Origin of the sequence: Streptomyces sp. NBC_00162, assembly GCF_024611995.1 — a bacterium.
Lineage (GTDB): Bacteria > Actinomycetota > Actinomycetes > Streptomycetales > Streptomycetaceae > Streptomyces.
In genome coordinates, this window is the sequence record NZ_CP102509.1 from 5001613 (window position 1) to 5021862 (window position 20250).

Consider the following 20250-nt stretch of genomic DNA (forward strand, 5'->3'; position numbering starts at 1 on the left):
AGGGGAGTCGGGGGCGTTGGCTAGCAGTTGGCGTGCGTGGGGCGCCCGGCGAAGCGGTCCGCGAGCCAGTTGCCGACCGCGAGGGACTGGGTGATCACGCCGCTGACGTGCTCACCGATCCAGATGGTGTCGAACTCGACGTTCGCGCCCTTCGCGCACCAGTCGGAGCGCAGCCCGCGGCCCACCCCGTACGGGATCAACTCGTCCCCGAGCGCGTGGTACTGGTACACCGGCGCGGCCGGGGCGGTGCGCCCGAGCCTGCTCTGGTTCAGCCGGGCCTGCCAGTCGGGCTGGTCGAGCGGGTTGCGCGTCGTCAGGTCGGAGATCCGCTTGAAGGAGCCGGCGATGGCGTCGATCGCCACGCAGTTCTCCTTCATGCCGGCGACCAGCAGTTTGCCGGCCGGGTTGAGGTAGGAGTCCAGTTTCAGCTCGGGGAAGGCGGCGTCCTGGCCGGCGGCCGCCATGAAGATCAGCCCGGAGCCGTAGGAGCCGTCGTTGAAGTCGGCCACCTTCAGCAGGTCGGCCGGGACGCCGCCGGTCGCCGTGCCCTTGACCTTCAGCTCCGGGGCGTACGAGCCCTGCAGCTCGGCGGCCCAGCTGCTGGCCTGGCCGCCCTGGGAGTAGCCCATGATGCCGACGGGGGTGTCGGCCGGCAGGCCCGCCTCCGGGAGCCGGGTGGCGGCGCGGGCCGCGTCGAGCATGGCGTGCCCGGCCGAGGGGCCCACCGTGTAGGTGTGCACGCCCGGGGTGCCGAGGCCCTCGTAGTCGGTGACGACCACGGCCCAGCCGCGCAGGGTGAGCTGCTGGATGAGGTTGGCCTCCATGGCGGTGCCGTACGGGAGGTTGTTGCTGGGCGCGCAGGAGTCGCCCATGCCGACGGTGCCGACGGCGTACGTGATGAGCGGGCGGGGGCCGGTGCGGCCGTCCTGCGGGACGACGACGGTGCCGGAGACGGTGTTCGGGGCGCCGTCGGCGGTGGTGGAGCGGTAGTGGATCTTCCAGGCCTTGGTGTTGGTGGGCTGGCCGGGCAGCGGGTGGAAGGCGGACGGGGCGCTGCTGACCAGGTCTCCGGGGCGGCCGGATTCGGCCGTGGCCTCGGATTCGGCGGCGGCGGTTGCCGTGGTGGCGGGGATCCCGGCCGAGAGGGCCAGGGCGGCGACGGCGGCCAGGGCGGTGCTTCGGAATCGCATGGGCGGCTCTCCCAAGGGTCCGTGCGGGGGTAGGTGAGGCGAAGGTAGTGACCGACCGGTCGGAACGTCGCTGACCGCGCAGCTCAGCTTTCCTGGCCGGGAATCGCAACCCTTGTCGGGCGGGGCGCGGGTGCGGTACAAACGCGCGACACACCGGGGCCGAAATCAGCCATTCGGATGGCTGAAAACCGCCGATTTGACGTGGACACAACCACCTTGGGGGGATTCCGTGGCCGGACGCGGAGAGAAGTTCAAGCAGCGGGCGACGCTCTGCCTCGCCGTGACGGCCATAGCCGCCGGCATCTTCTTCTTCGTCGGCATGGCCTCCCAGAAGCCGGCCGGCTGGGGCGCCGCCTACGCCTTCGGCTCCCCGGCCACCGTCGAACTGCCCTCGCGCTGCGGTACGGAGACCTTCGTCCGCGGCGGCAGCGGGAGCCGCGGCACCGCCAAGTGCGACGGCACCCGGTGGACCGCCGGCGGCACGTCGCACACCGGCACGCTCTACGCGTACGCCGACGAGATCACGAAGGACGGCAGCGGAAAGCTCGCCTTCACCGGGCAGGCCCGCGGCCTCGGCGACCGGGTCTACGGCAAGCCTGAAACCTGGGAGACCGCCCTCCACCTGGCCACCCTCGGCGTCGCCGCCCTGGGCCTGCTCGGCCTCCTGCTCTCGGCGGTGGCCGCCCCGTTCGGCTCGCGCCGCTGATCCTCGCCGGTCCGGAGCCATTGCCGGGCGCGGGGTCTGGGGCGGAGCCCCAGTTCTAGCCGCCGGAGGCCATTCGGTAGGCGCCCGGGGTCGTGCCCGTCCAGCGGCGGAAGGCGCGGTGGAAGGCCGTGTCCTCCGAGAAGCCCAGCCGGGCCGCGAGTTCCGCGATCGGCTCGCCGCTCTCCGCCAGGCCCGCGATCGCCGCGTCCCGCCGGACGTGGTCCTTCAGCTGCTGGAAGGAGGTCCCCTCCTGCTGGAGGCGGCGCCGCAGCGTCGCCGGGGACACCGCGAGGCGCGCCGCCACCTCCCCGAGCGCGGGCAGCCGCGGTGAACCGCGCAGCTGCTGGGTCAGGGTCCGGCGGACCTGTTCCGCGACCGTGGTCCCGTACTCCGGCCGCGACAGCAGGTCGAAGGGGGCGCGGCGCAGCATCGCGTCGAGCGCGGGCTCGTCCCGTACGAGCGGCGCGGTCAGCCAGTGCGCGTCGAACGCGGCGCCCGTACGGGTCTCCCCGAAGCGGACCGGGCAGTCGAAGAGGATCTCGTACTCGTCCTTGTGCGGCGGCGGGGGATAGGCGAAGGCGGCGTACGCGAGCGGGATGCGCCGGCCGATCAGCCAGCTGCTCAGCCGGTGCCAGATGGCCAGCACGCACTCGGTGAGGAATCGCTCCTCGTCCCGGGCGAAGTCGTTGCGCACGGTGAACCGGGCCTCGGCGCCCGCGACTTCGAGCGCCAGCTCGGGTCCGCCCGGGAATAGCCCGTAGAAGGCGGCCGCGCGTTCCATGGCCGCGCCCAGGTCCCGGCAGCCGAGCGAGGCGTAGCACATCATCGCGAAGGTGCCGGGGCGGCTGGGGACCGGACTGAGGCCGAGGAACTCGTCCTGCGTGGTCCGGTACAGCGCGCGGAACAGGCGGGCGAACTGCGCGGGCGTGATCCGGGCCCGGTCGTCGCCCAGCAGCAGCGGCGGGATCTGCGCCTCCTGGAGCAGCGGCACGGTGTCGATGCCGCTGCCGCGGGCCCCCGCGAGCACGGCCCGCACATGGTGCACGGTGATCGTCCGCCTCCCCATGGTCCGACGGTAGCTCCCCGCGCCGCCGCGCGATACGGAAGCGGCGGCCTCGGCTAATGCCGTATGAGCAGCAACGCCAACTGCCAGGCCAGCACCGCGTGCACGAGCAGGCAGGTGCCCCAGGCGCGCCCGCGCGATCCGTGGCGCGCCACCGCGACCCATCCGGCCGCCACCAGCACGGCGGCCAGGATCCACAGGGCCCAGCAGGCGATGAGCCACGCGCCGGTGGGCTCCGCGAAGAGCCGGATGACCGCGGGCGGCGCGAGCACCAGGAGGGGAACGCCCCACGTGCCCTCGGTGGCGGTGCGAGGAGAACGCGTATCGGACATCGGTGAAACCTCCGTGTCGCCTTACCTGAAAATCCCACTCTGTCATCCGCAACGGTCGGGCGGACGGCGGGTGTTCGTGAGCGATCCGGTCAGTGGGGGTGACGCTTCCGGTCATGCCCTTCGGGCGCCGCGGCTGCCTAGCGTCGGGGGTCACCAACTCCCGGGGAGGGCATGCGATGGACGTCGACGGCCGGCCGAGCACGCTGGCGCAGTTCACCCAGTGGACCGAGGAGCGGTACGGGCCGGAGATCGCCCTCCGGTTCCGGGCGCCGGGAGACGGCGGCTGGCAGACCCGCACGTACGGGGAACTGGGCGCGGAGGTACGGGCCGTCGGGCGGGCGCTGCTCGGGATGGGGGTGGCCGCGGGCGAGCGGGTGGCCGTACTGGCGGAGACCCGGCCGCAGTGGACGTACACCCACTTCGGGGTGCTGGCGGCGGGCGCGGTCCTCGTCCCCGTGTATCCGACGGCGGGGGAGGAGGAGCTCGCCTGGGTGCTGGCGGACTCCGAGGCGGTGGTCGTGGTCTGCGACGACGCGGCGCAGGCGCAACGGGTCGAGGCGCTGCGGGCCGAACTTCCCGCGCTGCGGGCGGTGGTGGGGATGGACGCACTGCCGTCCCTGCCGCAGGCCCCGGAGGCCGAACTCCTCGCGCGCGCGGCGGCCGTCGCGCCCGGGGCGGACGCGTCGATCGTCTACACCTCGGGCACCACGGGCCTGCCGAAGGGCTGCCGCCTCACCCACGGGAACCTCGGCGCGATCCAGGACGCCACCCTCCCGCTGATCAGGGGCGGCCCGGGGGACTCGACGTACCTCTACCTGCCGCTCGCGCACCTGCTGGCACAGCTGATCCAGTTCTCGACGCTGCTGGAGGGCGGGGAGCTCTGCTACTTCGGCGGCAGGATCGAGGACGTGCTGGCGGAGCTGGCGGTGGTCCGCCCGACCCATCTCCCTTCCGTGCCCCGGCTGTTCGAGAAGCTCCACTCGGTGGTGCTGTCCCTGGCGGAGGCCCGGGAGGGCGGCCGGGAACGCCTCGAGGAGGCGGTACGGCTGGGCGTGCTGGCGGCGGAGGGCCGGCTGCCGGAATCCCGGCGGGAGGAGTACGAGGCGGCCGAGAAATCGCTGTACTCCCTGGTCCGGGGCGCGTTCGGGGGCCGCCTGAAGTGGGCGCTCACCGGCGGCGCCCCGATCGCCCCGGCGACCCTGGACCTGCTGCGGGCCTGCGGGATCGCGGTGTACGAGGGGTACGGGATGACGGAGTCGGGCGGTGTCATCTCCCTCAACCACCCGGACGCGGTGCGGTACGGGACGGTGGGGCGCCCGATCGCGGGCTGCGAGGTGCGGATCGCGGAGGACGGGGAGGTGCTGGCGCGGGGGGCGATGGTGTTCCCGGGCTACCACGCGAACGAGAAGGCGACGGCGGAGGCGCTGGACCCGGAGGGCTGGCTGCACACCGGCGACCTGGGCGAACTGGACGCCGAGGGGTACCTGCGGATCACCGGCCGGAAGAAGGAGATCGTCATCACCTCGGCGGGGAAGAACCTCACCCCGACGGAGGTCGAGTTCGCCATCCAGCGCTCGCGCTACGTCTCCCGCGCGGTGATGATCGGCGACCGCCGGCCGCACCCGGTGGCCCTGATCACCCTGGACGCGGAGGAGATCGGGGCCTGGGCGGCCCGCGAGGGCCACGACCTGGGCGCCGCCCCATCCACCCACCCGGCGGTCCGCGCCCTGATCGAGGCGGCCGTGACGGAGGCCAACGCCACGGTCTCCCGCCCGGCCCGCATCCGGGCCTTCCACGTCCTCCCCGAGGACTTCACGATCGCCTCGGGGACCCTGACCCCGACGCTGAAGCTCCGGCGGAGGGCGGTGGCGGAGCGGTACGCGGGGGAGATCGAGGGCTTGTACGGGGGGTGAGGCCTTGCACCCGGCCCTGCCCGCGGGGCATGCTTCGCCGGGGCAAAGCGGAAGGATCATCATGCCGGTGGACAAGCGGACCGTCGTGACCGTGGTGTTGTGTGCCGCGGCGGCATTGGGGGCTTCCGCCGCCGTGGCCGAGCTGGTGCCACCGCCCGAGGGGGTCGCGCCCGTGCGGGCGAAGGCCGCGCCGACGGGGTCGGCGACGGCTCCGTCGCGTTCGCAAGCAGCGAAGCCGCAGCTCTCGACCCCGCCCAAGAGCACCCTGCCGCCCGCCGTCACCCCTCAGCCCGGCGGGCCCGCGGCCTTCACCGGGGCCCTGTTCACGGACGGCCTGGACAGCGACCACTTCTGCACCGCGACCGTGGTGCAGAGCCCCGGCCGGAACCTGATCGTCACCGCCGGGCACTGCCTGCTCGACGGGGACCAGGGCGGCGGCACCGCCGTCTTCGCACCTGCATACGCCAACGGGGTCGCCCCGTACGGCACATGGAAGCTCGAGGAAGCCTTCGAGGACGACCGCTGGGCCGAGGGCACGGACGACAGCTACGACCTCGCCTTCGCCCGCCTGGCCCCCGACGCCACGGGCCGGTCCATCGAGGACGTGACCGGTGCGGCCGTGCTGGACACCAGCGGCCGCTCGGGTGAGGAGGTCACCGTCACCGGTTACCCCGCCGACCGCAAGGTTCCCCGTACCTGCACGGCGGTCACCGTCCGCGAGAGCGCGACCGAACAGCGCTTCGACTGCGCCGATTTCCCCGGCGGCACCAGCGGCAGCGCGTGGATCGCCCGGGACGGCAAGATCATCGGCATCCTGACGGGCGGCGACACCGACGACGTGTCGACCAGCACCGTCCTCGGCGAGTACGCCGCCTCGCTGTACGCCAAGGCCACCGCCAAGCGCTGAGCGGTCACCGCGTCCTGGACTGGGCTAGGTGACCAGTCCCAAGTGGACCGGCTCGGCAGGGGCGTTCGCCAGGAGGTCCGGCAGGCGCGGCGGCCACAGCGGTTCGCCGAGGGTGGCCAGGTGCTGCGGGGAGAGCCACTGCCAGTGGATGCCGGGATACTCCGGCACCGGATCGCGGTGCGGGCCCGTCGTGAGGTAGATGTGCTCGTGCTGGCGGACCGGGATCCCCTGGTGCGTGAAGTCGTGCTCCCAGGTGCACAGCAGCCGCCCGGGCTCCACGTCGGTCCAGCCGGTCTCCTCGCGCAGCTCGCGCCGTACGCACTCCTCGGGGCTCTCGCCGGGGTCGATCCCCCCGCCGGGCGGCAGCCAGTGGATGCCGACCTCCACGTTGTCCTCGCGGAAGAGGAACACCGACCCGGCGGGGGACAGGATGACAACGCGCGCTGCGTGACGTGGAGTTCTCATCGAATCAGCCTACGCCGGTGATCCCTCCCGGCGTCCGGGTTATCCCGCCGCCAGCGCCAGCGTGGGGGACAGCCGGGCCGCCCGGACCGCCGGGTAGAGGCCGGCCAGGGTGCCGATCGCCAGGGTGGCCGCGAAGCCTCCGGTCACCGCCCAGAGGGGGACCACCCAAGGGAGGTCGCCCGCCCGGGCGTAGACGGCCGTGGCCGCCGCGCCCAGGGCGATGCCCGCCAGGCCTCCGAGCCCGGACAGCAGCAGGGACTCCGTCACGAACTGGATCCGGATCTGCCCCTTCGTGGCCCCCAGCGAGCGGCGCAGGCCGATCTCGTGGCGGCGTTCCAGCACCGAGATGATCATGGTGTTGGCGACGCCGACCCCGCCCACCAGCAGTGCGATCCCGCCCAGCCCCAGCAGCAGGGTGCTGAAGGCGCCCTCCGTGGCCGCCTTCGCCTGGAGGGCCGCCGAGGGGTCGGTGACCGCGACCGCGCTCGGCGTCTGGGGGGTGGCCGTCGGGGCGATCAGGTTCCGCACCTGCGCCACCCGGTCGTCCGCCGACCGTTCGTACACCGCCGTCGGGTGCCCGTCGAAGCCCAGCAGCCGCTCTGCCGCGTCCCAGCCGATCAGCGCCGAGCGCTCGATCTCCGGAGCCAGCGGAACCGGCGCCAGGATGCCGATCACCGTGAAGTACCGGCCGCCGATGAACACCTGCTGGCCCGGCTCGGTGATGCCCAGGCGCCGCGCCGAGACGTCGCCGAGCACCACCGACGGATAGCGGCCGGTGGCCTCGTTGAGCCAGGTGCCGCTGTCCGTCCGGGCGCGCAGCGTGCCCAGCAGATCGTCCTTGGCCGCCTTCAGCACGATCCCGCCCGTCTCCTCCGCGGGGATGTTCTCCGAGCGGCGTACGGACTCGCCCACATCGCCGGTGGTGCCGACCGACTCGACCCCCTGGATGCGGGAGATCATGCCCGGGGCGTCCTTGGGCAGTTTGGTGTCCTGCCCGGTGAACATCCCCTGCCCGGGCGTCGCGACCAGCATGTTCGTACCGAGCCGGTCCAGCTCGCGCAGCAGCTTGGCCTGGCTGGAGGAGGAGATCCCGACCACCGCGATCATCGTCGCGATGCCGATGGCGATGCCGAGCGCGGACAGGAACACCCGCATCGGGCGCGAGCGCAAACCGGCCGAACCGACGTGCAGGACGTCGCGGGGGGACAGCCTCGGCGGGGTCAGCCGCCCGGCACGACGGGCCGTACGGGTTCGGGTACGGGTGCGCGCACGGCTCATCACGCCACCCCCGCCCCGGCCGTCGCGTTCCGTACGTCCGCCACGATCTCGCCGTCCCGGATCCGCACCTGCCGCGGCAGGCTGGCGGCGATCTCGTGGTCGTGGGTGATCACGGCGATGGTGGCCCCGTCCGCGTTCAGCTCGTGCAGCAGCGCCATCACCGACTCCCCGGACGCCGTGTCCAGCGCGCCCGTCGGCTCGTCGGCCAGCAGCAGGTCCGGGGTGCCCGCCACGGCGCGGGCGATCGCCACCCGCTGCTTCTGCCCGCCGGACAGCTCGTGCGGCCGGTGTTCCATCCGGTCGCCGAGGCCGACCCGCTCCAGGGCCCGCTCCGCCCGGCGGCCGCGCTCGGCCCGCGAGAGGCCGGAGTAGAGCAGGCCCTCGGCGACGTTCGCCCGGGCGCTGACGCCCGGCACCAGGTGGAAGGACTGGAAGACGAAGCCGACGTGCCGGGAGCGCAGCGCCGACAGCGAGCGGTCCGAGAGGGCCGCGACGTCGTGACCGGCGATCCGCACGCCGCCCGCCGTCGGCCGGTCCAGGGTGCCGACGATGTGCAGCAGGGTGGACTTCCCGGATCCGGACGGGCCGACGATGGCCAGCAGTTCGCCGCTCGTGACGGTCAGGTCGACCCCGCGCAGGGCCGCGACCCCGCCCGGGTACTCCTTGGTGACCCCGGCCAGTTCGACCACGGGATGCGTGTGCGTCATAGCTTCGGGATCCCCACCTGCATGCCCTCCTTGAGGGCGTCGCCGGTCACCTCGACCCGGCCGTTGCCGAACATGCCCGGCTCCACCTTGACCTCGCGCGCCCTGCCGTCCTCGACGACCTGGACGCCGAAGCCCCCGCCGGCCAGCGCCAGCAGCGAGTTGACCGGTACGGAGAGCACGCCCTTGCGGATCTCGCCGGTCAGGCCGACCGACACCGGGGACTGGTCGGGGGCGTTGACCTCGGAGGGTTTGTCCAGCGCGACGCCCACCTCGACCTTGGCCTTCTTGTCGCCGCCGGAGCCGCCGCCGGGGCCGCCGCCTTCGTTCTTCCCGTCCGGAGCGGCCGTGCCCCCCACCGATTCGATCTTCCCGGTGACGGTGGTTCCTCCCGGCAGCCGCACGGTGACCGGCTCGCCGGTCTTCGCCGCGCCCGCCTTCGCCGCGTCCATCTGGAAGCGGACGACCCGCTCGGTGCCGGTCAGCGTCATCACGGGCTTGCCCGGCCCCGGCTCGTCACCGACGGCCGAGTCGTTCTTCCGCACCCGCTGCGGCCCCGAGGCGAAGGCGATGTCCTCCTTGGCGACCTCGCCCGTCTCCGGCATCTTGTGCGCCTTCTGCCACCGCTTGACGGCCGTCGCCGTACCCGCCGTGAACGTGGCGTCCTCGGGGTCCAGCCCCGTCCCGTGGCCCAGCGCCTGGAGGTTGCGCTTGAGCTGCTTGACGTCCTCGCCCTTGTCCCCGGCCTTCAGCGGCCGGTACACGGGCGTGGACCCGTACATCAGGCGCACCGCCTTGCCGTTGACCTCGTACAGCCTCCCGTCCCGCTCGACCGCCGTGCCCTCGCCCGCGAGCCAGGTCAGGACGCCCGGCCCGGCCGCGTTGACCTTGCGCTCCTGCGCGTAGCCGAGGGTGCCCTCCACCTGGAGGCCCGAGCTGAGGTCGCCGCGCTGCACGGGCGCGGTGGCCGGCGGCAGGCCGTCGCCGCGCTGTTCGTTCCTGCTCTCCTGCTGCGGCTGGGCCATGACCGCGTACCCGCCGCCCGAGGCGGCGAGCACGACGGCCAGCGAACCCAGCAGCCACCTGCCGCGCCTGCTCACGAGCGGGCCGCTTCGCACTTCTTCTGGGCGTCCTCGAAGGCCTTCTCCTGGCCCTGGGGTATCTCGATGCCGGTCCGCGCGCCGCCGTTGTACTCAGGGTCCTTGAGCTGGATCCCGTTCTCGCGCATGCAGCGGATCCACTTGAGCTCCTTGTCCTTCTCCTCCTGGGTGGGCTCCTTGCCCGAGCCCGGGCCGCCCATCCCGCAGGCCTTCATGGCCTCCTGCATCTTCTCCGGGTCGACGCCGCCGCCGACCGTCATCCCGCGCGGGTCCTGGCCGGGCTTGGGGTCGGGCGCGTCTATGCCGTGCTCGCGCAGGCACTGGCGCATCTTCACGGCGTTGTCCGCGTCCGTACCCGATCCGGAGCCCGAGCCGCCGCCGGAGCCGCCGGACGCGGAGTCCTTCTTCTCGCCGCCCGAGCCGCCCGAGCCGCCCGAGCCGCCCGAGCCGTTCGCGCACCCGGTGACGGCGAGGGTGAGGCCGGTGATGGCCACGGCCGTGGTCATGATGAGGGATCGCTTCATGGGCCCGACCCTGCGGCAAAGGGCCCTTTCGCTTCCCTCTCCCACCGTGCTTACAACGCCGAAATGCCGATCTCCGGTAGAGAGGACGGCATGCGCGTACTGGTGGTGGAGGACGAGGAATTCCTCCGGGAGATGATCGCCGAGGGGCTGCGCCGCGACGCGCTGGCCGTCGACGAGGCCGCCGACGGCCTCGAGGCCCTGGAGCGCCTGCGCCTGGGCGCGTACGACGTCCTGGTCCTGGACCGCGACCTGCCCGGTCTGCACGGTGACGAGGTCTGCCGCCAGGTGGTGCGCGAGCGGCTGCTGACCCGCGTCCTGATGCTGACCGCGTCCGGGACCGTACGGGACCGCGTCGAGGGCCTGGGCCTGGGCGCCGACGACTACCTCACCAAGCCGTTCGCCTACGACGAGCTCCTGGCCCGCGTCCTCGCGCTGGGCCGCCGCGCCCGCCCCGCGCTGCCGCCCGTACTCGAGCGCGCCGGGGTCGCCGTCGACACCGCCCGCCGCAGCGCCACCCGCGACGGACGCCGGCTCGCCCTGTCCCGCAAGGAGTTCGCCGTCCTGGAGGCGCTGCTGCGCGCCGAGGGCGCGGTGGTCAGCAACGACGACCTCATCGAGGACGTCTGGGAGCAGGACACCAGCTACTCCACCAACGCCGTCCGCGTCACGCTCAGCAAGCTCCGCGCCAAGCTGGGCGAGCCGCCGCTCATCGAGACCGTGCCCGGTGCGGGCTACCGGATCGCCGCCCGATGACCGGGTTCCCGCGGGGCGTCCTGCGCACCGAGCGCGGCCGGCTCACCGCCCTGTACGGGTCCCTGCTGCTCCTGGCGGGCGGCGGACTGGTGGCGCTGGTGTACGTCCTGGTCGGCCAGGGGCTGTACGCGAGCGTCAGCGGGGCCGTCAGCACCGTCAGCCCCGCGCTGCGCGCGGGCGAGAAGCTGGACCTGGACCCAGGCCGCAGCCCCGAGGCCGCCCGGAGCCCGGGCCCGGGCGAGACGCCCACCCCGGAGGAGATGAGGACGTACGCCCTCACCCGCAACCTGTCGGACGCCGTCACCCAGGCCGCCCAGCACCGGCTGCTGATCGTCTCGCTCATCGCCCTCGCCGTCTTCGCCGTCCTGTCGATCTGGCTGGCCTGGTGGATGGCCGGGCGGGTGCTGCGCCCCGTCGCCGTGATCACCGGGACCGCGCGGCGGCTGTCCGGCGAGAACCTGGACGAGCGGATCGCCCTGGACGCCCCGCCCGGCGAGCTCAAGGAGCTCGCCGACACCTTCGACGCGATGCTGGGGCGGATGGAGCATCTGGTCTCCGCCCAGCGGCGGTTCGCGGCGAACGCGGCGCACGAGCTGCGCACCCCGCTCGCCGTGCAGCGGGCGGCGGCCGAGATCGGGCTGGCCGGGGACCCGTCGCCGGAGCGGGTCGCCCGGATCCGCGAGCGGCTCATCGGCGTCGCGGAATCCAGCGAGCACCTCATCGAGTCGCTGCTGCTGCTCGCGGTGTCGGAGGAGGGGCTGGAGTCCACCGGGCGGGTGGATCTTGCGGCGCTGGCCGCCGCCGAACTGGCGGCCTGCCCGCAGGAGGGCCTGACGGTGGAACGCACCCTGGCCCCACTGGCCGTGACGGGCGACCGGACGCTCCTGGGCCACCTGGTCCGGAACCTGCTGACCAATGCCGTACGTCACAACCGCGCGGGCGGGCGGCTCACCCTGGCCACCTCCGCCGAGGGGGAACTGACGGTGTCCAACACCGGCCCCGTGATCGATCCGGCCGATGTGCCGAGGCTCCTGGAGCCGTTCCGGCGGAGCGCGGAACGGCAGCACACCGCTGGTGAGGGCGCCGGTCTGGGACTTTCGATCGTCGCCTCAATCGCGCGGGCGCACGGGGCGGAGCTGACGGCGCGGGCCAATCCGGCGCCGGACGGCGGGCTGACGATCCGGCTCCGCTTCCCGGTGGCAGACGCCCGGCGGCAGGGCAGCGTTCAGCCGGAGTGAAGGGCGGCTGATGTACGGTCGGTTCAATGAGCAAGCACCGCCGAGCCCGCTCCCGCACGCTCCGTACGTCGCGTACGCCTCGTCCGGGAAGTACTCGTACGTCCTCGCCCACGTCCCGGCGCGTGGCCCTCGCCGCGACCTTCGGCCTGCTGACCTTCGCGGCCGGCTGGGTGTACGCCCTTGACGACAACGCCGTCGGCACCGCCTCGCAGGCACGCGCCGACTCCCGTCCCCAGGCCCCGGACCGCGCCGCGCGCGACGCCCAGCGGGAAGCTCCCCGGGCCCCGCTGCAGGGGCTGACCGGCATCAGCGAGCAGACCCTGGCGAGGATCCCGGCCGAGTCCCGCCAGCTCGTCCTGGTCACCGGCAAGGCCGGGGACTCCTCGGAGTCCACCGCCGCGCTCTACACCCGTCCCGCGGCCGGCGCCGACTGGGTGCGGACCGAGAGCTGGCCGGCCCGCAACGGTGCGAAGGGCTGGTCCACGGAGCGCACGTACGGGGACCTGACCTCCCCGCAGGGCGTCTTCGCGCTCACCGACGCGGGCGGGCTGCTGGCGCCGCCGCCCGGCACCCGGCTTCCGTACGACAAGGACCGGGCGTTCGTCGCCACGGGGCGCGGGGTCAACGGCGAGTCCCTGGCGGGGTCCTTCGACTACGTCGTCGCCATCGACTTCAACCGCAGGCCGGGGAAATCGCCCCTCGACCCGGTCAAGCCGGAGGGTGAGGACAAGGGCGGCAACATCTGGCTCCACGTGGACCACGACGGCCCCTCACAGGGCTGCGTCGGCATTCCGAAGGAGGCGATGAAGAAGGTCCTGGCGACCCTCGACCCGGCGGCGAAGCCGGTCATCGTGATGGGTCCGGAAGGCTTCTGACCGGGGCGGCGGGAGTCCGTCGGCGGGCCTGGAGCAGCAGCCCGATGTACACCAGGTCGAAGACGCTGCACAGGATCCCGAGCCCGAGGATGAACGGCGCGTCCGCGAGGACCCCGAACAGCACGGTCGGGGCCAGCGTGCCCAGCCACTTGGCGACGGCGATGGTCAGGGACTGCCCGCGCGGCCCCTGCCGGGCTGCGAAGAGGCCGATGAACAGGCCGGACATCAGCAGGTTCTGCAGGAACGCCGAGTAGCGCGAGGCGTCGTGCGCCCCGAAGTGGGCGAGGAACAGCCCCTGCACGGCGAACCCGGTGGCGAACACCAGGACCGACCAGGCGGCGAACATCGGACGGGTGACGAACCGCGGCAGCTCGGCCCGCCCGAACCGCAGATAGGTGAAGACGATCACCACGTCGGCCGCCGCCCACACCACGTTCACCACGCCCTGGGCGGTCATCCCGGAGTCCGTGAACTCGCGGACCGCGTAGATCGACTCCCAGGCGAAGTTCAGCGCGAGCGCGGCGACGGGCATCGCGTACGTCCGGTCGCGCAGCCCGACGCGGATCGCCTCCAGGTACACGACGGTCCAGGCGATCCCGCTGACCAGCGTGAGTATGAGATCCATCCGCGCACCCTAGGCGGTGTCCCGGCCGGGGCACAGCGCCGGGTCCTGTCCGCCCCCTTGCCTGACGGTCCGTCAGCTACGACGATGGCCCGGCACCGATATGACGAATCGGCAGACGAAGGCGAGGCGGGTCCGGCATGGCGCGCGTGTTTCCGGAGGGTCGGCTGGTCTACGGGATGCAGCTCCCGGTCCAGTCGCAGAGCACCATCTACGCCGAGCCCTGGGAGGCGTCGGCCACCGCCGCCGACCTCGCCGAGGTGGCGCGGGCCGCCGACCGGGCCGGCTTCGGGTACCTGGCCACCTGCGACCACGTGGCCATCCCGCGGCGGCTCGCCGGACCCATGAGCACCGTCTGGTACGACCCGGTGGCCACCCTGTCCTTCCTCGCCGGCATCACCGAGCACGTGCGGCTGCTCAGCCACGTCGCGATCCTCGGCCTGCGCCACCCGCTGATCAGCGCCAAGCAGTACGCCACCCTCGACCACCTCTCGGGCGGCCGGCTGATCCTCGGCGTCGGCGCCGGGCACGTCCAGGAGGAGTTCGAGATCCTCGGGGTGGACTTCGCCCGCCGCGGGGCCGTCCTCGACGAGACCCTCGACGCGCTGCGGGCGGCGCTCGGCCCCGAGGAGTACCCGGAGTTCGAGGGCGAGCTGTTCTCCTTCAAGGATCTCGGCCAGCTGCCCCGGCCCGCCCAGGAGCGGATCCCCGTATGGGTCGGCGGCTCCTCGCCCGCCGCCGTCCGCCGGGCCGCGCTGCGCGGGGACGGCTGGCTCCCGCAGGGCGACCCGCGCGAGAAGCTCCCGGCGCAGATCGCCCGCATCAAGGAGCTGCGCGCCGCGGCCGGGGTGGCCGGCCCCGTCGAGTTCGGCGCGATCACCGAGGCCCTGTACGTCGGCGAGCCCGGCTGGGACACCGGCCGCCGCACCCTCACCGGCAAGGCGGAGGTGCTCGCCGAGTCCCTGCGGGAGTACAAGGCGCTCGGCGTGGACCAGATCCAGGTCCGCTTCCGCAATCGCGACCGCGCCGAGCTCGTGGACCAGATCACCGCTTTCGGGGCCGAGGTGGCCCCCCTCCTCAACGACTGGGAGTCGTGACCATGGGCAAGCTGGACGGGCGCGTCGTCATCATCACCGGCGCGGCACGGGGCCAGGGCGAGCAGGAGGCCCGCCTCTTCGCCGCCGAGGGCGCCAGGGTGCTCCTGGGCGACGTACTGGACGAGCAGGGCGCCGCGGTGGCCAAGGAGATCGGCGAGGACCGGGCCCGCTACGTGCGGCTGGACGTGAGCCGAGAGGAGGACTGGGCGGGCGCGGTCGCCGTCGCGAAGGAGGCCTTCGGCCCGGTCGACGGCCTGGTCAACAACGCGGGCATCCTGCGCTTCAACGAGCTGACCGCGACCCCGCTGGAGGAGTTCCAGCAGGTGGTCCAGGTCAACCAGGTGGGCGCCTTCCTCGGGATCAAGTCGGTGGCCCCCGAGATCGAGGCGGCCGGCGGCGGCACGATCGTCAACACCTCCTCGTACACCGGCCTGACGGGCATGGCGTACGTCGGCACGTACGCCGCCACCAAGGCGGCCATCCTCGGCCTGACCCGGGTGGCCGCGCTGGAGCTGGCGGGCAAGGGGATCCGGGTCAACGCGATGTGCCCGGGCGCCGTGGACACCCCGATGGCCAACCCGGGCCTGCTGGATCCGGCGGGGATGACGGACGAGGCGCGGGAGGCGATGGCGGATCTGTACAAGCGGGTCGTGCCGATGGGCCGGGTCGGGCAGCCGGAGGAGATAGCGAAGCTGGCCCTCTTCCTGACCAGCGAGGACTCCTCGTACATCACCGGCCAGCCGTTCGTCATCGACGGCGGCTGGATGGCCGGTGTGAGCATCCTCTAGTCGTATCTGATGGAGCGTCAGGTATTGACGCTCCCGCCCCAGCGGTGGAACAGTCGAGACATCGAATCTGACGCAACGTCAGAAATCAAAGGACGGTGAACCCCCTTGGAATTCGGGCTCTTTGTGCAGGGATACGTGGCCGAGTCACGGTCCAAGGTCGACCCCGAGGCAGAGCACAAGGCGCTGATCGAGGAGACCGAGTACGTCATCCAGGCAGACAAGTCGGGCTTCAAGTACGCCTGGGCCTCCGAGCACCACTTCCTGGAGGAGTACTCGCACCTGTCGGCGAACGAGGTCTTCCTCGGGTACCTCGCGCACGCCACCGAGCGGATCCACCTCGGCTCCGGCATCTTCAACCCGCTCGCCCCGGTGAACCACCCGGTCAAGGTGGCCGAGAAGGTCGCCATGCTCGACCACCTCTCCAAGGGCCGCTTCGAGTTCGGCACCGGCCGCGGCGCGGGAAGCCACGAGATCCTCGGCTTCCTGCCCGGCATCGAGGACATGAACGGCACGAAGGAGATCTGGGAGGAGACCATCGCGGAGTTCCCCAAGATGTTCCTCCAGGAGGAGTACGAGGGGTTCCAGGGCAAGCACTGGTCGCTGCCCCCGCGGAAGATCTTCCCCAAGCCGTACGGCAAGGCGCACCCGGCCATGTGGTACGCCGCCGGCTCCCCCTCCTCGTACGCCATGGCGGCGAAGAAGGGCCTGGGCGTACTGGGCTTCAGCGTGCAGAAGGTCTCCGACATGGAGTGGGTCCTCGACCAGTACAAGACGGCCATCCAGGAGGCGAAGGCCATCGGCGCCTTCGTCAACGACAACGTCATGGTCACCTCGACCGCGATCTGCGCCGAGACCCACGACAAGGCGATCGAGATCGCCGTCAACGCCAACATGAACCGCTTCCAGTCGCTGGTGTTCCGCTACCACGACACGTTCCCGCGGCCGGAGGCCATCCCGCAGTGGCCCGAGCTGCTGCCGGAGTACAACGCGGAGATCATCGAGCTGCTGATCGCCGAGGAACTGATGATCTGCGGCGACCCGTCGGAGGTCCTCCAGCAGTGCAAGCGCTGGGAGCAGGCCGGCGCCGACCAGCTCTCCTTCGGCCTGCCGACCGGGGTGTCGTACGAGGACACGATGACCACGATCAAGCTCCTCGGCGAGCACGTGATCCCCGAGATCGACACGGACCCGGTCCACCGCACGACGCGCTTCCGCCAGGCCGTCTGACCCGGCGGGGGGTCGGGGCGGCGTCTTCCCGGACCGCCGTCCCGCAGGCCCCGGCCGGGCGGCCTCCGGCCGGGGCCCCTGGGCTCCGCTTACAGGTGCGGCGCCGCTGCGGGGGCTCCGCCCCCGGACCCCCGCGCCTCAAACGCCGGCGGGGCTGGGTTGTGCCCGGCGGACGGCATCAGCCAGATCCAGCCCCGCCAGCGTTTGAGGCGCGGGGTCTGGGGCGGAGCCCCAGCACACGGCCCGCAACCCGAACACCGGCAGAAGGGACGTCATGCTCGACCACCTGATCAAGGGCGCCACCGTCGTGGACGGCACCGGCGCCCCCGCCCGCCCCGCAGACGTCGGCATACGCGACGGCCGGATCGTCGCCATCGCACCCCCCGGCACGGTCGAAGAAGACGCGCGGACCACCGAGGACGCCACCGGCCTCGTCCTGACCCCCGGCTTCATCGACCCCCACACGCACTACGACGCCCAGCTCTTCTGGGACCCGTACGCCACCCCCTCCATGAACCACGGCGTCACCACCGTCGCCGGCGGCAACTGCGGCTTCACCCTGGCCCCGCTCCACCCGGACCGCCCCGAGGACGCCGACTACACCCGCCGCATGATGAGCAAGGTCGAGGGCATGGCCCTCAAGGCCCTGGAGGACGGCGTCGACTGGACCTGGTCCACGTTCGGCGAGTACCTCGACGCCCTCGAGGGCCGGATCGCCGTCAACGCCGGCTTCATGGTCGGCCACTGCGCCCTGCGCCGCCACGTGATGGGCGAGGACGCCGTCGGCGGCCAGCCCACCCCCGAGCAGCTCCAGCAGATGCTCGACCTCTTCCACGACGCCATGAACGCCGGCGCCTGGGGGCTGTCCACCACGCAGTCCTCCACCCACTCCGACGGGGCCGGCGCCCCCGTCGCCTCCCGGCACGCCAAGCCCGCCGAACTCCTCGCCCTCTCCAAGGCCGTCGCCGAACACGAGGGCACCCAGCTCGAAGCCATCGTCGCGGGCTGCCTCGACCAGTTCTCCGATGAGGAGATCGACCTCTTCGTAGAGATGAGCGCCGCCGCCGGACGGCCCCTGAACTGGAACGTCCTCACCATCGACGCCTCCGTCCCGGAGCGCGTCCCGCGCCAGCTGATCCCGAGCGAGCGCGCCCGCGAGGCCGGCGGCCGCATCGTCGCGCTGACGATGCCGATCCTCACCCCCATGAACATGTCGCTCGGCACCTTCTGCGCGCTCAACCTCATCCCCGGCTGGGGCGAGGTCCTCGCCCTGCCCGTCGCCGAGCGGATCGAGAAGCTGCGCGATCCGGCCGTACGCGCCGAGATGCTGAAGCGGGCCGACTCCAAGGAGGCCGGGGTCTTCCGCCGCCTCGCCAACTTCGGCCGCTACGTCATCGGCGACACGTACAGCAAGGAGAACGAGGGCCTGTCGGGCCGCGTCGTGAACGACATCGCGGCCGAGCGCGGCCAGGACGCCTTCCAGTGCCTGGTGGAGATCTGCGCCAACGACGAACTGCGCACGGTGCTCTGGCCGATGCCCACCGACAACGACCCGGCGAGCTGGGCCCTGCGTGCCGAGACCTGGCAGCACGAGGACGTCATGCTGGGCGGCTCCGACGCGGGCGCGCACCTGGACCGCATGTGCGGGGCCCCGTACACGACCCGGTTCCTCGGCGACTGCCTGCGCGGCCGCAAGCTGGTCCCGCTGGAGCAGGCGGTACGGATGCTCACCGACGACCCGGCCCAACTGTTCGGGCTGCGCGAGCGCGGCCGGATCGCCGAGGGCTTCCACGCGGACCTGGTGCTCTTCGACCCGGAGCGCATCGAGGCCGGCCCGGCGACGCTGGTCCACGACCTGCCCGGGGACAGCCCGCGGCTGGACGCGCGGGCCGTCGGGATCGTCTCGGTACGGGTCAACGGCGTGGAGACCATCCGCGACGACGAAGTGACGGGCGCGATCCCGGGCATCGTGCTCCGGTCGGGCCGGGACACGAGGACGGTGAGCACGCGGTGACCAAGCTCTTCATCGGCGGCGAGTGGGTGGAGCCGGAGGGCGGCCACTACGAGGTGGTCAACCCGGCGGACGAGTCGGTGGTCGGGCTCGCGCCCGAGGCATCACCGGCGCAGGTCGCGGAGGCGGCGCGGGCCGCGGCCGAGGCCTTCGGGGCGTGGTCCCGTACGAGGCCGGAGGAGCGGGCCGCGATCCTGGACCGGGCCGCCGACATCATCCAGCGGGAGTACGAGCCGTGGACGGCCCTCGCCCAGGCCGAGACCGGCGCGCCGACCGGCATCGCCCGCGGCATGCAGGTGGGGGTGGGCGTGGCCCGGTTCCGCCGGTACGCGCGCGGAGCCCTCGAACCCGTGGAGAAGGGCCTCCCGCCGCAGGTCACGGAGGCCGGCCCGATGGGCAAGGCGGGCGTCCTCGGTGCGCTGGAGGTGCGCCAGCCGGTCGGCGTGGTCACTTGCATCACCTCGTACAACAACCCGTGGGCGAACCCGGCCGGCAAGGTCGCCCCCGCCCTGGCGATGGGCAACACGGTGGTGGTCAAACCCGCCCCGCAGGACCCGCTGTCGGTGTTCAAGATGGCGGAGGCGCTCGCGGAGGCGGGAGTTCCGCCCGGTGTGGTGAACGTGGTCAACGGTCAGTCGGTGGCGGTCGGCGAGGCCGCCGTGGACTCCCCGGACGTGGACATGGTCTCCTTCACCGGCTCCACGGCGGTCGGGCAGCGCATCGCCGAGGTGTGCGGGCGGACCATGAAGCGGCAGCTGATGGAACTGGGCGGCAAGGGCGCGGCGATCGTCTTCGAGGACGCCGACCTGGACGCGGCGATGATGGGCATCGGCACCACCTTCTCCTTCTACTCCGGCCAGATCTGCACCGCTCCGACCCGGGTGATCGTGCACCGGTCCGTCCACGACGCGCTGGTGGAGAAGCTGACCGGCTACCTGGCCTTCATGAAGGTCGGCGAACCGGCGGCGCAGGGCACGGTGGTCGGCCCGGTCATCTCGGCGGCCCACCGCGACCGGGTGGAGTCCTACATCGAGCTGGGGAAGAAGGAAGGCGCCCGGATCGCGGTGGGCGGCGACCGCCCGGCGGTCCGGGCCGACGGCAAGGGCTTCTACGTGGCCCCGACCCTGCTGGTGGACTGCACCAACGACATGCGGGTGGTCCGCGAGGAGGTCTTCGGCCCGGTCGTCGTGGTCGTCCCCTTCGACACGGAGGAGGAGGCCGTCGCCCTGGCCAACGACTCCGACTTCGGGCTGATCAGCTACGTCTGGTCGGGGGACCCGTCGCGCGCCTTCGGGGTGGCCCGCCGGCTCCGGTCGGGCGGGGTCGGCGTGAACACCATCGGCCGGAACATGGAGGCGCCGTTCGGCGGCTTCAAGCGGTCGGGCGTGGGACGCGACGTCGGCTCGTACGCGCTCCATGCCTACAGCGAGATCCAGTCGATCGTCTGGACCACGTAG

At 72.6% G+C, this 20250-nt stretch carries 20 protein-coding genes; 11 read left to right on the top strand and 9 right to left on the bottom strand.

Annotated features, from left to right (window positions below):
• Positions 1-20 precede the first annotated feature (20 nt).
• A complete protein-coding gene (locus tag JIW86_RS23375) occupies positions 21-1190 on the bottom strand; it encodes a lipase family protein (RefSeq protein ID WP_257555788.1) in 1170 nt (389 codons plus the stop codon).
• Positions 1191-1419: 229 nt separating this feature from the next.
• Here JIW86_RS23375 and JIW86_RS23380 point away from each other — a divergent pair, with 229 nt between their 5' ends.
• Complete coding sequence (locus tag JIW86_RS23380) at positions 1420-1896, top strand: hypothetical protein (protein WP_257555789.1); 477 nt, start codon at positions 1420-1422, stop codon at positions 1894-1896.
• A 55-nt stretch (positions 1897-1951) separates the two neighbouring features.
• Here JIW86_RS23380 and JIW86_RS23385 read toward each other — a convergent pair whose 3' ends face one another.
• On the bottom strand, positions 1952-2962 hold the full coding sequence (locus tag JIW86_RS23385; protein WP_257555790.1) for an AraC family transcriptional regulator: 1011 nt from the start codon (positions 2960-2962) through the stop codon (positions 1952-1954).
• A gap of 53 nt (positions 2963-3015) precedes the next feature.
• Positions 3016-3291 (bottom strand): hypothetical protein, encoded by a 276-nt coding sequence (locus tag JIW86_RS23390; protein WP_215146574.1) that lies wholly within the window; start codon positions 3289-3291, stop codon positions 3016-3018.
• 176 nt (positions 3292-3467) lie between these two features.
• Between JIW86_RS23390 and JIW86_RS23395 the strand changes: the two genes are divergently transcribed.
• Both JIW86_RS23395 and JIW86_RS23400 read left to right on the top strand, forming a co-directional pair.
• Positions 3468-5204 carry an AMP-dependent synthetase/ligase gene (locus tag JIW86_RS23395; protein WP_257555791.1) on the top strand — a complete coding sequence of 579 codons (1737 nt, stop codon included), beginning with the start codon at positions 3468-3470 and terminating at the stop codon, positions 5202-5204.
• 61 nt (positions 5205-5265) lie between these two features.
• Positions 5266-6111 carry a trypsin-like serine peptidase gene (locus JIW86_RS23400; RefSeq protein WP_257555792.1) on the top strand — a complete coding sequence of 282 codons (846 nt, stop codon included), beginning with the start codon at positions 5266-5268 and terminating at the stop codon, positions 6109-6111.
• Positions 6112-6135: 24 nt separating this feature from the next.
• Here the strand turns inward: JIW86_RS23400 and JIW86_RS23405 are convergent, their stop codons facing one another.
• Genes JIW86_RS23405 through JIW86_RS23425 form a run of 5 tightly spaced genes read right to left on the bottom strand, consistent with a single transcriptional unit; the run spans position 6136 to position 10182 of the window.
• Positions 6136-6576 carry an NUDIX hydrolase gene (locus JIW86_RS23405; RefSeq protein WP_257555793.1) on the bottom strand — a complete coding sequence of 147 codons (441 nt, stop codon included), beginning with the start codon at positions 6574-6576 and terminating at the stop codon, positions 6136-6138.
• A 39-nt stretch (positions 6577-6615) separates the two neighbouring features.
• Positions 6616-7854 (bottom strand): ABC transporter permease, encoded by a 1239-nt coding sequence (locus JIW86_RS23410; protein WP_257555794.1) that lies wholly within the window; start codon positions 7852-7854, stop codon positions 6616-6618.
• The gene (locus tag JIW86_RS23415) at positions 7854-8561 is read right to left on the bottom strand and encodes an ABC transporter ATP-binding protein (RefSeq protein ID WP_257555795.1); all 708 of its coding nucleotides are present in this window, start codon (positions 8559-8561) and stop codon (positions 7854-7856) included. Before JIW86_RS23415 ends, JIW86_RS23410 begins: the two co-directional genes overlap by 1 nt.
• The gene (locus tag JIW86_RS23420; RefSeq protein WP_257555796.1) at positions 8558-9658 is read right to left on the bottom strand and encodes a peptidoglycan-binding protein; all 1101 of its coding nucleotides are present in this window, start codon (positions 9656-9658) and stop codon (positions 8558-8560) included. Before JIW86_RS23420 ends, JIW86_RS23415 begins: the two co-directional genes overlap by 4 nt.
• The gene (locus JIW86_RS23425) at positions 9655-10182 is read right to left on the bottom strand and encodes a hypothetical protein (RefSeq protein WP_257555797.1); all 528 of its coding nucleotides are present in this window, start codon (positions 10180-10182) and stop codon (positions 9655-9657) included. The genes JIW86_RS23420 and JIW86_RS23425 overlap by 4 nt, the downstream gene beginning before the upstream one ends.
• Positions 10183-10272: 90 nt before the next feature.
• Here JIW86_RS23425 and JIW86_RS23430 point away from each other — a divergent pair, with 90 nt between their 5' ends.
• The 3 genes from JIW86_RS23430 to JIW86_RS23440 are packed head-to-tail and all read left to right on the top strand — an operon-like array spanning position 10273 to position 13048.
• Positions 10273-10935 carry a response regulator transcription factor gene (locus JIW86_RS23430; RefSeq protein ID WP_257559405.1) on the top strand — a complete coding sequence of 221 codons (663 nt, stop codon included), beginning with the start codon at positions 10273-10275 and terminating at the stop codon, positions 10933-10935.
• Complete coding sequence (locus tag JIW86_RS23435) at positions 10932-12173, top strand: sensor histidine kinase (RefSeq protein WP_257555798.1); 1242 nt, start codon at positions 10932-10934, stop codon at positions 12171-12173. The genes JIW86_RS23430 and JIW86_RS23435 overlap by 4 nt, the downstream gene beginning before the upstream one ends.
• Positions 12174-12199: 26 nt before the next feature.
• Complete coding sequence (locus JIW86_RS23440; protein WP_215146578.1) at positions 12200-13048, top strand: L,D-transpeptidase family protein; 849 nt, start codon at positions 12200-12202, stop codon at positions 13046-13048.
• On the opposite strand, the gene JIW86_RS23445 is transcribed toward JIW86_RS23440, so the two are convergent.
• Positions 13020-13673 carry a hypothetical protein gene (locus JIW86_RS23445; protein ID WP_257555799.1) on the bottom strand — a complete coding sequence of 218 codons (654 nt, stop codon included), beginning with the start codon at positions 13671-13673 and terminating at the stop codon, positions 13020-13022. The two genes, JIW86_RS23440 and JIW86_RS23445, sit on opposite strands and share 29 nt — an antisense overlap.
• Before the next feature lie 137 nt (positions 13674-13810).
• Between JIW86_RS23445 and JIW86_RS23450 the strand changes: the two genes are divergently transcribed.
• The 5 genes from JIW86_RS23450 to JIW86_RS23470 all read left to right on the top strand — a co-directional run bounded on the left by JIW86_RS23450 (position 13811) and on the right by JIW86_RS23470 (position 20250).
• Entirely contained in the window at positions 13811-14767 is a 957-nt protein-coding gene (locus JIW86_RS23450; protein WP_257555801.1) for an LLM class F420-dependent oxidoreductase, read from the top strand.
• Between the two features lie 2 nt (positions 14768-14769).
• Positions 14770-15555 carry an SDR family NAD(P)-dependent oxidoreductase gene (locus JIW86_RS23455; RefSeq protein WP_215146581.1) on the top strand — a complete coding sequence of 262 codons (786 nt, stop codon included), beginning with the start codon at positions 14770-14772 and terminating at the stop codon, positions 15553-15555.
• A gap of 105 nt (positions 15556-15660) precedes the next feature.
• Positions 15661-16782, top strand: a complete 1122-nt coding sequence (locus tag JIW86_RS23460) for an LLM class flavin-dependent oxidoreductase (RefSeq protein WP_257555802.1) — start codon at positions 15661-15663, stop codon at positions 16780-16782.
• 274 nt (positions 16783-17056) lie between these two features.
• Complete coding sequence (locus JIW86_RS23465; RefSeq protein ID WP_257555803.1) at positions 17057-18796, top strand: N-acyl-D-amino-acid deacylase family protein; 1740 nt, start codon at positions 17057-17059, stop codon at positions 18794-18796.
• Positions 18793-20250, top strand: coding sequence for an aldehyde dehydrogenase family protein (locus tag JIW86_RS23470; RefSeq protein WP_257555805.1), 1458 nt, complete (start codon positions 18793-18795; stop codon positions 20248-20250). The genes JIW86_RS23465 and JIW86_RS23470 overlap by 4 nt, the downstream gene beginning before the upstream one ends.